Annotated in this window: 13 protein-coding genes; 9 read left to right on the top strand and 4 right to left on the bottom strand. The window is 33.6% G+C overall.

Annotation, left to right across the window (positions count from 1 at the left end; genetic code table 11):
• The first annotated feature begins 12 nt into the window (after positions 1–12).
• Entirely contained in the window at positions 13–366 is a 354-nt protein-coding gene (locus KM885_RS06240; RefSeq protein ID WP_047185274.1) for a YlbF/YmcA family competence regulator, read from the top strand.
• Positions 367–438: 72 nt separating this feature from the next.
• On the opposite strand, the gene KM885_RS06235 is transcribed toward KM885_RS06240, so the two are convergent.
• Positions 439–624 carry a YhzD family protein gene (locus KM885_RS06235; RefSeq protein WP_216883692.1) on the bottom strand — a complete coding sequence of 62 codons (186 nt, stop codon included), beginning with the start codon at positions 622–624 and terminating at the stop codon, positions 439–441.
• 164 nt (positions 625–788) lie between these two features.
• On the opposite strand from KM885_RS06235, the gene KM885_RS06230 reads away from it, so the two are divergent.
• The 7 genes from KM885_RS06230 (at position 789) to KM885_RS06200 (ending at position 8,631) form a co-directional block, all read left to right on the top strand.
• Entirely contained in the window at positions 789–998 is a 210-nt protein-coding gene (locus KM885_RS06230) for a helix-turn-helix transcriptional regulator (RefSeq protein WP_047185276.1), read from the top strand.
• Complete coding sequence (locus tag KM885_RS06225; protein WP_157851580.1) at positions 991–1,137, top strand: hypothetical protein; 147 nt, start codon at positions 991–993, stop codon at positions 1,135–1,137. Before KM885_RS06230 ends, KM885_RS06225 begins: the two co-directional genes overlap by 8 nt.
• A 421-nt stretch (positions 1,138–1,558) precedes the next feature.
• Positions 1,559–2,458 (top strand): ABC transporter ATP-binding protein, encoded by a 900-nt coding sequence (locus KM885_RS06220; RefSeq protein WP_204798127.1) that lies wholly within the window; start codon positions 1,559–1,561, stop codon positions 2,456–2,458.
• Positions 2,451–3,704, top strand: coding sequence for an ABC transporter permease (locus tag KM885_RS06215; RefSeq protein WP_216883691.1), 1,254 nt, complete (start codon positions 2,451–2,453; stop codon positions 3,702–3,704). Before KM885_RS06220 ends, KM885_RS06215 begins: the two co-directional genes overlap by 8 nt.
• A gap of 123 nt (positions 3,705–3,827) precedes the next feature.
• Positions 3,828–5,051 (top strand): metallophosphoesterase family protein, encoded by a 1,224-nt coding sequence (locus KM885_RS06210; RefSeq protein WP_204798129.1) that lies wholly within the window; start codon positions 3,828–3,830, stop codon positions 5,049–5,051.
• Between the two features lie 4 nt (positions 5,052–5,055).
• Entirely contained in the window at positions 5,056–8,013 is a 2,958-nt protein-coding gene (locus tag KM885_RS06205) for an ATP-binding protein (protein WP_216883690.1), read from the top strand.
• Positions 8,014–8,082: 69 nt separating this feature from the next.
• Positions 8,083–8,631 carry a GbsR/MarR family transcriptional regulator gene (locus tag KM885_RS06200; protein ID WP_216883689.1) on the top strand — a complete coding sequence of 183 codons (549 nt, stop codon included), beginning with the start codon at positions 8,083–8,085 and terminating at the stop codon, positions 8,629–8,631.
• A gap of 158 nt (positions 8,632–8,789) precedes the next feature.
• On the opposite strand, the gene KM885_RS06195 is transcribed toward KM885_RS06200, so the two are convergent.
• A complete protein-coding gene (locus tag KM885_RS06195) occupies positions 8,790–10,016 on the bottom strand; it encodes an HD domain-containing protein (RefSeq protein ID WP_060667480.1) in 1,227 nt (408 codons plus the stop codon).
• A gap of 149 nt (positions 10,017–10,165) precedes the next feature.
• Here KM885_RS06195 and KM885_RS06190 point away from each other — a divergent pair, with 149 nt between their 5' ends.
• Positions 10,166–10,360 carry a sporulation YhaL family protein gene (locus KM885_RS06190; RefSeq protein ID WP_052771720.1) on the top strand — a complete coding sequence of 65 codons (195 nt, stop codon included), beginning with the start codon at positions 10,166–10,168 and terminating at the stop codon, positions 10,358–10,360.
• Between the two features lie 45 nt (positions 10,361–10,405).
• Here the strand turns inward: KM885_RS06190 and KM885_RS06185 are convergent, their stop codons facing one another.
• Both KM885_RS06185 and KM885_RS06180 read right to left on the bottom strand, forming a co-directional pair.
• A complete protein-coding gene (locus tag KM885_RS06185; protein ID WP_047185304.1) occupies positions 10,406–11,305 on the bottom strand; it encodes a peptidylprolyl isomerase in 900 nt (299 codons plus the stop codon).
• 156 nt (positions 11,306–11,461) lie between these two features.
• Positions 11,462–12,004, bottom strand: a complete 543-nt coding sequence (locus tag KM885_RS06180) for a DUF3267 domain-containing protein (protein WP_047185305.1) — start codon at positions 12,002–12,004, stop codon at positions 11,462–11,464.
• Between the last annotated feature and the right edge of the window lie 105 nt (positions 12,005–12,109).

Below are 12,109 nucleotides of genomic sequence, written 5' to 3'. Positions count from 1 at the left end.
GAGGGTACGTTTTTGGCTAATATTCATGATAGTGCGTACGATTTGGAGAAAGCAATTCGAGAAAGTGAGGAATTTAATCATTTAAAAAATTCCTTTGAAGCAGTAATGAGTAATCCACAAGCAAAACAATTATTTGAACGTTTTCGCGATACACAAATGCAATTACAAGAAAAACAAATGCAAGGATTAGATATAACGGAAGAAGAAGTAGAACAAGCTCGCACAGTTGTAGAAGAAGTACAACAACATAGTGATATTTCTAAACTAATGGAAGATGAACAACAACTAAATCTTTTAATTAATGATATTAGTAAAATTATTACAAAACCATTAGAAGAGCTTTATGGAAATCCGGATCATCAGTAATACGAGAAACGACTTCACCATGTGAAGTCGTTTCTTTTTACGTTGTCTAGCTCCAGCGCCCGCTTTTCTTATTTACCTATGGAATAAAACTAATTTAGCTTCAGGTGACACACAGCGATGTGTATATTCACTAAAACCTTTCTCTTCCAATTGTTGTTGTCCGATTGCTTTTGCTTCCTCATTATTTTGTGCTGTAAATTTTTCATCTAATAATTTTTCCCCAGATTTACTGAATACCGTTAATGTATATTCTCCCATAGCATAGCCTCCTTATGTTTAATCGCTATATTCTAAATATTATTATAAATTAAGACAAGAAAAATTTAAACTAAAACATTTGTAAAGCCTACTTGACATTAAGGGGTTTGTGAAGTAAACTTAACGTCAAGTGAACTTTACTATTTGTAAGGGGCGGAGTGAAGATGAAGACATTAATTCGTGAAAAAAGAACGGAATTAAACATCACACAAGAAGAATTATCTAAAAGGTTAAAAGTTTCCAGACAAACCATTATTTCACTTGAAAAAGGAAAATACAAACCTTCCTTAGTTTTAGCACATAAACTCGCCCAGACATTCGGATGTACGATTGAAGAATTATTTATTTTTGAAGGGGATGAGAATATTGAGTGAATCCTTTTTAGCGAATCCTTGGGGGTTAATGGGGGTCATTGGAGCAGGAATTATTTTGCTTGTTGTATACTTTGTTAATAAACATATTGGGAAGAAGAAACATTTATTTGATAAGATAAGTGAAAGTATAAGAATTTAGCTTATAAATCTTGTCATAGGGAAGTCCACGTCCAGCTCCAGCGCCCAGCGACTAGCGAGACTTCCTTCACCTCCGTGCGATAAGTCAACATCGACTCACTCCGTTCGTCGTGTTTCCTTTATCTCCTACGGCTCAGTCCAGTCCGTACGTCGCTAAACGGGCGCTTGCGCTTTTGGTCTGAACGTTATCATCAACAGACGAACCGTATGAAGGCAAGATCTTGGGATGCCATGATTGTGATATATATGATTGCATGGTGTATGGTGATTATATTTGATGGCATTTCATTTAGTTTCTTTCTAATAACAGCCCTTTATGTCTTCCATAATATTACCGCAATTATTGCAAAACTATATTTTCTTAACAAAGAATGATATGTTTTTGTTATAATCATACTGTTACTTTTAGGGGGGGATACAGAATGACGTTAGTGTTAAATCAAGTAACAAAAAGATTTGGAAAAGATACAGCAGTTAATCATTTATCGTTAAAAATCCCAGAAAAAGAAATGTTTGGATTTTTAGGTGGAAATGGCGCTGGAAAAACGACAACCTTTCGAATGATTCTAGGTCTTTTGGATATTACGGAAGGGGAAATTACTTGGAATGGCGAGCGAATTAACTACAGTAAAAGTCATCTCATAGGCTATCTTCCAGAGGAAAGAGGTTTATATCCGAAATTAACGGTTAAAGACCAAATCATTTATTTAGGTAAATTACGTGGGATGAGAAAGAAAGAAATCGTATCAGAGCTTGAAAGTTGGTTAGAGCGTTTTAAAGTACCGGAGTATATGAATAAACGGGTAGAAGAACTTTCAAAAGGGAACCAGCAAAAGATTCAATTCATCTCCGCAGTAATTCATAAACCCAAATTATTAATATTAGATGAACCATTCTCTGGGTTGGATCCTGTCAATGTAGAATTGTTGAAGCATGCTGTGATTGATTTGAAAGAACAAGGTACATCCATTGTATTTTCTTCACATCGCATGGAACATGTAGAAGAATTATGTGAGCATCTATGTATTTTGCACAAAGGGAACCCAGTTGTGGAAGGTTCATTACGGGAAATTAAACGTTCCTTCGGTAAGAAAAATCTTATCATTCATGCAGATTTTGAATTAGATTTTTTAGGTAATGAATCTGGAGTAGTACGATATAAGAAGGTAGCGGAAGGTTGTGAATTACAAATTGAAAATGAAGATGTTTCACAACGAATTTTTTCTTTGTTACAAGGAAAAGGATTTATTCGTAAATTTGAACTAGAGGAGCCTTCCCTAAATGATATTTTCATAGAGAAGGTAGGTGCAAGCTATGAATAAATTTTGGGTAATCCTTTCACATACCTATTTATCAAAGCTGAAGGCAAAACCATTTATCATAAGTACTATCATTTCGCTATTATTCGTTGTTGCGTTGGCAAATATCCAGTCCATTATTGATCTTTTCACTGATGATGAGGTTGACCAAATTGCAGTAATCGATGAATCGAATACATTATTTGTTCCATTAACAACAAATGTAGAGGCGGCTAGTAATGATTTGGAATTAGTGGAGTTTGATGGGACAGTAGAAGAAGGGAAAGACGCTGTCATTAATGAGGAGTACAATGCACTTCTTGTTATCACGTTAAATGATAAGCAATTACCAGAAGCGTCGTATTATGCAAATAATATTTCCGATACAGGTGATCAAATACTCCTCGAACAGCAAGTGCAACAGTTAAAAGTTGCATTAGCTACCCAATATTCAGGAATTGACGAAAAGGCATTAATGGAAATTAATGAACCGGTAACTTTTCAAGCAACAGCTTTGGACGAAACAGCTAAGACAGAAGAGGAATTGAATCAGGCAAGGGGTATTGTCTATGTCATGCTATTCGTTCTATATATAACGGTCATGTCATATGGGCAATTGATTATGACGGATGTGGCGAATGAAAAATCATCACGAGTAATGGAACTCTTAGTCTCTAGTGCTCCAGCTGTGACACATATGTTTGCAAAGATCCTTGGTATTGCACTTCTTGGACTTACACAAGTCGGTTCTATTATCATACTAGGAATCATTCTTATTAAATCAAAACAGGATGAGTATATGGGAGGCATTTTTGAATATTTAGGGTTTCAAGATATTTCCCCAGCAGTTTACGTATATGCTATTATTTTCTTCTTACTAGGATATTTAGTATATGCAACCATTGCTGCAATGCTTGGTTCACTAGTTAGCCGAGTAGAAGATACAGGACAAATGATGTTACCACTTATTTTCTTAATTATGATTGCATTCTTTATCGCTATGTTTGGTTTAGAAGCTCCGGATTCAACTATCGTTAAGGTTACTTCCTTTATCCCATTTTTCTCTCCAATGATCATGTTTATGAGAGTGGGAATGTTGGATATACCAACTTGGGAAGTAATGGTATCAATAGGAATAATAGTATTATCCATTCTTTTATTTGCGTATATTGGAGCAAAAGTATACAAAGGTGGAGTTTTACTGTATGGAAGATCCAGCTCATTAAAGGATTTCAAAAAAGCATTAGCCTTATCTAAAAAAGATTCTTAATTTAGTAGGGGAAGGTCAATATTAGATCTTCTCCTTTTTTGGTTGAAAAGTACTTAGGATGCAGAACGTGCATTCTGTTTCTTCGTTTGCTAGAATAGAAGTAAAAAAGGGGTGGGGAGGACAATGAAAGAGATATCTTTTATTCATGCAGCTGATTTACACTTAGATAGTCCATTTAAAGGGCTAGCCCATACACCAAATCATATTTTTCAAGAAATCGTGGAGAGTACCTTTGTTAGCTTAGATAGATTAGTTGCGGTTGCGATACAAAAAGAGGTAGATTTTGTTCTTATTGTCGGAGATTTATTCGATAATGAAAAACAAAGTTTAAAAGCACAAATTCAACTTCGTAAAGCTTTTGAAGAATTAAAAAGACATAACATAGAAGTTTATCTATCTTATGGAAATCATGATTTTATAAATGGTAACCTCCATCCTGTAACTTACCCAGATAATGTTCACATTTTCGAGAATGTTACCGTGTCCCATTTCACCTATAAGAAGAGAAATGAAGCTCTTGCTAATATCTATGGTTTTAGCTATGAGAATAGAGCTGTAACAGATGAAAAGGCGAAGGAATTTAAAGTAATCAATCATGATATTCCTTTTCACATTGCAACCTTACATGGAAGTATACAAAGTAACACAGATCATGATGTTTATGCTCCTTTTCAACTTTCCGAGTTACAAAAAGAGCCATTCGATTATTGGGGACTTGGCCATATACATAAACGAGAAGTTTTAAAGGAAAATCCATTTGTTGTTTATCCTGGGAATATACAAGGAAGAAATCGTAAAGAAACTGGGCAAAAAGGGTGTTATCATGTGGTATTATCGGAGACAGATTCGGTGTTAACTTTTATCCCATTAAATACGATTACATTCCAACCTGTCCAAGTTGATCTTACTAATTGCGAGAATCTTCACCAAGCAGAACGTCTCATTCAGGAAACGATAAATAATGATAGGCAAATAGCAGGGAAGACCCTGATAGATCTTAGCTTAACTGGCGACTTCGTATTGAAACAATGGGAAAACGCTAAGCAGATCGAGGAATTAATAGAAATAATAAATCAAATGATTTCCCAGGACCAACAGTGGAAATATATTTTTCACTTTACTACAAACATAAAAAGGAAAAATTTAGATGCGGAACTAAAAAAAGGGGAACATTTTATAGGTGAAGTTATTAGACAAGCTGAAAAGATGGATTTACAAAAATCTATCCAGGATCTGTATTTACATAAGCAAGCAAGAAGATATTTACATTCAGTCTCCTTAGAAGATCAACAAGTAATGAAAGAAGAGGCAAAAGAATTATTATTAAATGAATTGTTAAAGGGGTGATGCAATGAAATTTACAAAAGCTTATATTTATGGATTTGGTAAATGGATAAACTTTGAAATAAGCTTCTCTGATGGGATTTGTATTTATGGAGAGAATGAATCAGGAAAATCTACTATTTACCATTTTATTCTGTTTATGTTATTCGGATTACCCCCTAAGCAAAGGGAATTTTATCGTCCAAAGTCGGGGGGACAGATTGGTGGAAGGTTGACAATCGCCGATGAGGAAGTGGGAATTTTTACAATTGAGAGACTAGACAGTTTAAGAAACGGGGCAGCAAGTTGTTATACCCCTGATGGAATGGAATACGACGAAGATTGGTTAAAGAAACGGTTAAAGGGAACAACGTTAGAAACCTATCAATCTATATTTTCCTTTTCTGCAATGGATTTAAATAAGATTACAAATATGAAGGAATCCGACCTTGGTGAAGTGCTGTTAGGAATTGGATTAACTGGTTCAACGGAGATCCACCATCTAGAAAAAAAGTTAGACAACAAATTGGCTGAACTTTTTAAACCATATGGGAAAAAGCCAATGATCAACCGGCAATTGGATACATTAGATAAGCAGTTTGCTTCACTACAGGGGTATAAGAAGAACGAAACAACCTATCGCGAGAAGAAAATGAATGAATCCCAACTTGAAGATAGGTTGTGTGAATTAAAGAATGAACTTCAGGAAGAAAAGATAAAGCTACTAAACATTGAAAAAAATATACAAGCATTACCACTCATAGGAGAATATATTCGATATCAAAGTAATTTGGAAAAGTATGGACAAAATCTTGATTTTCCTGAACATGGTGAAACTCGTATTGAAAATATAAAATCTAATCTTTTACCACTCCAAAGCGAATTGGCTGTTTTAAAAGGGAATGCAAAGAAGTATCAAGAGAAATTGGAGCGGCTCCAAAATAAATTAGCAAATCAAAAGCTATATGAAGCAGCACAAACATTGGTTAAGCTGAAACATGAGTTTCTGGATAATAAAAAGGAGCTTGAGCGGACTGAAAACATCATTGATAGTAAGAAAATGGAAATAGAAATGGAATTAAATCGGTTAAATGTAGATTTACATTTTGAGCATTTATATAAGATGAATTTTCCATTTCACATAGAACAAACATGGTTACAAATTAAAAGAGATGAAGGAAATGTAGCCTTAGAAAAAGAAAGAATCCAGGCAGAAGTACAACAATTAAAACAAGAAAGAAACTATCTCTATAATCAATTGGAAGAACTGGAAGAACAAATTTTACCAGATGAGAAGGTTTTTGAGTTAAATGAAAAAATAAATAGATTTCATAAACATCATGCTGTTCGAAATTTGCAGAATGAAGCAGCTCAAAAACAGCAAAATTGGGCGAAGAGAAGAGAAAAGAAAGAAAAAGATATGAATGTTTTATTTATTAGTTGTCTTGTCATTGGAGTTATTTTTTCGATGATCGGGCTATTTACTGATATAAGAATACTCCTTGATATTAGTTTTTTATTATTGCTATTTGGAGTCGGACAATGGATGTGGGGAAGAAAAAGTTTAAAAGAAATGGAAATTGTTATACAATCAGATTTTGAATCTGACACGTTCCATACATTATCAAAAGACGATCTTCAGGATGCAGAAATCCAAATCTCTGATCACCATAAACGTGTGTCTGAAATGGAAAATATTAAAGAACAATTAAAATCCAATGACATGAAACGGTTAAATTTTCGGGATAAAATGAAGGTTGTGGAAGATAGGTACGCGAATATTCAACAACAAATAAAGGAACAGTATCAATTCTATCCCTTTTTAAAACATATTGATATTTCCTATTGGCCAGAATTGTTTCATGCATTGAAGCAACTTGTTTCCCAATTTAAAGAGTATATGAAAGTACTGGAGGACAAAGAAATACTTCTAGAAAAAGTAATCCGATTTCAGTCGGAAGTAAATGAATTTGTCAAAGAACAAAATTGGGAAACTGGTGATTTGATAGAACAACAGCTAAAAGCAATTGAATCTTTTATAAGGAAACAGCAAGAGATATCCCAACAAATCGAGCAATACACCGATTTACTAAAAGAAAATAGTAAAGAACAAGATGAATTATTGCTGCGAATAGGAACGTACGAAAGCGAAATAAGGAATCTATTGGAATTGGCTCAAGTGGAATCAGAGGAATCGTTTTATCAAAAGGCGAATCAAGTAAATGAAATAAAGCAGAACGAGGAAGCATTAGACAACACGTATGCTCAATTAGAAAGATTATTTCCCAATAGCCAATGGAAATCCTTTGTAGAAAAGGCCCAGTCGGAAAGTGAACTAGAATGGATGCGAAATGATACGGCGAATACGATTGAAGATTTGCAACAGAAGATTGCTAAAACGCAAAAGGAATTAGTTACGATTCAAGCTCAGTTAGAAACAATGGAATCTTCTGAGGAGTATTCAAATAATTTACATCAGTTTGAAATGGAACAGGAACAATTAAATAAATTGGCAAGAGAATGGGCAATAATAAAAACAGCAAAAGAACTATTAAGTGAAACAAAACGAACATATAAGGAAAAGCATTTATATCAAGTGATGGAAGCTACATCATACTATTTTAGTAGGCTAACTGGATATAAATATAAAAGTGTATATGCCCCAATGGATCATAGGTCGTTTCAGGTTGAGGCAAATAACGGTTTACGATATGAGGTTAATGAACTTTCTAAGGGGACAATAGATCAACTCTATGTGTCATTGAGACTTGCCATTGGAAAGACAATGAGTGAAAGTAATCATTTACCGTTTATTTTGGACGATGCATTTTTACATTTTGATTCTTTACGAATAAAACAGGTAATTAACCTATTGGAAGAAATATCGAAAACGTATCAAGTCATTTTATTCACATGTAGGAAAGAGATAACCTTAGATATGGATCAAATGGAGACTATTTCTCTAAAAGCGACAGCCTTCAAATAATCCTATTCGCATAAATTAAAATTTAATGATACACTATTTCCAGAATAGCGTTAGTAGGGGGGGCACCCATTGACAACAGAAAGAGACGGAAAGAACTGGGAAAAGCATGAAGTAACAATTGAAAAGTTTATCCAAGTAATTGCAAAAAATATGGATTTATATGATATTACACCGTCAATTGGAAGATTATATGGTGTATTATACTTCAATGATGAACCGATGACATTAGATGATATGCGGGATGCTTTACATATGAGTAAAACAAGCATGTCTACAGGTGTTCGTACATTATCCGAAATGAGAATGGTGGAAACTGCCTTTCGTAAGGGGATCCGAAAAGATCTTTATCAATCAGAAGAAGACTGGTATAAGTCATTTACCTCTCTATTCGGTAAACGATGGAGATCGCAAACGGAATCCAATATTGATGAAACGATGGAAGCCATTGAAATCCTTGAAGAAATGCATAAAGAGACAAATGACGAAGAGTTAAAGGAAAAAATCGAACATGACTTGGAGAAATTGGAATATGCAAAGAAATATTATCAATGGCTTATGCAATTTATCAAAGTTATTGATTCTGGAGAGATATTTAATTATATTCCAAAGAATAAATAGAACAGACTGAGATATAAAAACTAGAACATTTGCTATTGATTTGGCAAATGCTCTAGTTTTTATTTTTAACCCACCTCAAGCCTCTCGGGAAACCAAGAAGGTAGGTGGGAGATTAACTGCCCGTACATGAAGGAAACCTCCACTGATGGAAGTCTTCTTTATTTAATTACTTCTGCATTCTCATACCGGCTATCCAAATAATCTACTATGTGGATTAAATATCCTTCGATCGTTTCCGGTGATCTAACGGCTGACCCCCATTCAGGAAGACCATGGTGACAAAGAATACAATGAGCCATTTGGTGAATTTCTTCCATCGAAACGGGAATATTCTCCTTTTCGATGATTTTAGATAAAATAAGAACACCATAAGGTATATGCCCAACCATGGCACCTAGTTCATCCATTGTAATTCCTGCTTGTTTACGATTTTCAAAGTTGCTATTTGTGGCAGTGGGAAATAGAAAACGGAAATCATCATAAGTTTTTCCAGCGTGATCATACTCAAGTAATTTACCAATATCATGAAATAATATACTTGTCATAAGTAAATCATAGTTTGGTTGACTCTCCTTATGCTTCATCGCACCATAAAACATGTTATATAAATGATCAATCGTACCTTTCCAAATAAAAGGCTGACTCTGATTACCTTGAATTTCTGCCCATAGCTCATTTTTATGGGCCTTCTCCACTATATTTATTAATTTCATTAATGCTTTATAGGGATTATCCTCAAATTTTAAAATAAACCGAGCAAAGCGCATTAGTCCGACTGTATGCTTTAATAACCCGCCTAAATAATTATGGTGATACCCTTTGGCTGCAGGTCTAATTGAAAATTGCTCCCAAAATTGATTCATCGCGGCAAGGCTAATTTCTTTATATGGAGATTTTAATTCATTGAGGTATGAAAATAATTCGATAGTCAAACCTTCTAAATCCTGTTTTGTATAAGGTAAGTATGTAAAAGGATTAATTTCCTCCTCACATGGATTTAACTCATTCACTGTTAATGATTTAAACCCATTAAATTCATCTACTTTTCCCACAACATCGAAAATGGAATATTGCTCTAATAATGGCAGGATTCTTTCAACTGCACCTTGATTATCCCATATTTTAGCTTGAATTACCCCAACATTATTACTAAACCGTACTTTTAAGAATTCTTTATTCGTCTTTGTTAATTGTACTTGATAATCATTAACTAGTAGACGAACATGAACCTGATTTCCGGCAGTTTCATGATCTAAATTAAAAGTATCCTTGCCATTTGGTAAAGAGGGTGGGGGAAATTGTTTTAAGATTTGTTCTCGTTCCAGGTCACTAACTTCAACGTTAATAGGAACATTTGAATAAAAATAGGATTGTGTATTTGACATGATACCACTCCAATTGTGCCGTAAGTTTACTACTATTTTAACCCTTTATAGTTTACTAGACAAAATGAAAAGATTTTCAATAAAAGAATATTTTTATGGAATCCATCATATATATTGGGGTAGATAGAAGTGGACAAGGGGGAAGGGCTATGATTCTTGGAGTACCTTGGTGGGTTCTTGCAGTTATTCTATTAATATTCTTTAGTGGTTATATGGCTTTTCGGGCAATGGTTGCAGAACGAAAACTTGAGCAACAAAATGCGGAGAGGGAAGGGAAGATTTTTATAGAACGAATGATAAAAGAAAAAGAACAACGGGAGAAAGATAGACAACAGACTTCATAATAAAAATAGAGGTACAACTAAAAATGAGTTGTACCTCTATTTATTTTATCCTTTAGCATCCTCTTTAGGAGCTTCTTGTTCATTTTGATTTGGTTTTTCTTGTTTAAACATATCTTTATATTCTTTTATTTTAATATCTACGTCAGCATCTTTAATCATATCGTCAATTTTATCTTGTAAAGCATTCATGTCCACTTTTTCAGAAACTAATTGGCGACGAATGTCATCTTTTACATCCTCGTATTTTTCAACTTTTCCTTCTTTTTTACGGACATCATTTACCTTGATAATGTGATAACCGTATTCTGTTTTTACGGGGTCACTAATTTCACCAGGTTTCATGCTATATGCTACATCTTCAAATTCTTTCACCATTTGGCCTGCAGAGAAATACCCTAATTTTCCACCTTCTTCAGCACTGTTGTCAGTGGAATACTCTTTAGCAAGCTTAGCGAAATCTTCCCCTTTATCTAATTTCTCTTTTACTTCTTTAGCTGTTTTTTCATCAGCCACTAGAATGTGTTGTGCATCAATTTCTGTCTTTTGTCTATCATATCTATTTTTGATTTCGTCTTCTGAAACTTCAACATCTTCAGCAGCTGCTTGTTCTTGTAGTAGAGAGATCTTTATGACTTTACGAAGGCTCTCCTCATCCCCGAAGTTTTGTTGAATAACCATATCGTATTGATCCCCATACATATCTTTCATATTTTTAATTTCATTGTCTATATCTTCTTCAGAAACCTCGTACTTATCTTCCAAAACCTTAGTAGTGACTAATTCTTTTAGTACACCTTCACCATATCGGTCTTTTAGTTCATTATAAAATTCATCTTTTGTAATGTCTCCCGCTTTTGACTCCATAACATCAGAGTTTCCATTATTACATGCAGACAGTGTAAAGACACTAGCAGTTAATGCAACTGCTACAATTAGTTTTTTCATCTAAACGAACACTCCTAATCTCTAAAATATAACTCTTATTTTATACAAAATTAAATATAACATACATCAATAGGAAATGAATAGTTGGAAACTAAATTACTTGAAAAATACCTAAATTCTGCCACAATTAAAAAGAACCCAGTATATACTGGATCCTTAATGAGCTTTTAGTAATATATCGAAGCCGTCATTTTCACTTTGGACATACGCTTCTTTTGGTGCGCGGATGATTTGATTCATATACCAGAAATCAAGGAATGAAACTCCAACATGAATACATGTAAATAATAAAATATATAAATAATACTTTGCAAAAAGATAAGTCAAAATGATTCCAGTAAATGTAATGAGAATTGTCGGTGAAATTAAAACGATTAAAGACACTTTTTTTGTTATATGGCTTTTTGTATAATAGGTAAAAATAGGAAATATTTTCATTTTAAATTTATAATAAATATGGACTCGTTTATTTAAGAGAATTAATGGTAAAATATGCATGAACGAATGAATACTAGGTAAAAAACAAACGGATATTAAAAATGGGATAAAACCAGTTTCATGATTTCGGTTAGTTCCATGATAAATCGTAAACGGAACATATAAAATGATAAATGTAAGAACACCAATTAATGTAGATATAAAATACGTTCGAGTTTTACCGATTTCTTTATCTGGATTAATGGATTTCCAACAATTCATACTTAAACACCTCTTTTTACGTGACACTTTTTATTTCAAATTCTAAGATTGATAAGAAATTACTTCATGAATAATAGTACGATTTGAAATAAAAATCAATAGTTA

It is taken from the genome of Oceanobacillus caeni (assembly GCF_019037185.1).
Classification (GTDB): Bacteria; Bacillota; Bacilli; order Bacillales; family Amphibacillaceae; genus Oceanobacillus; species Oceanobacillus caeni.
This window is presented reverse-complemented; position numbering and strand designations above follow the sequence as displayed.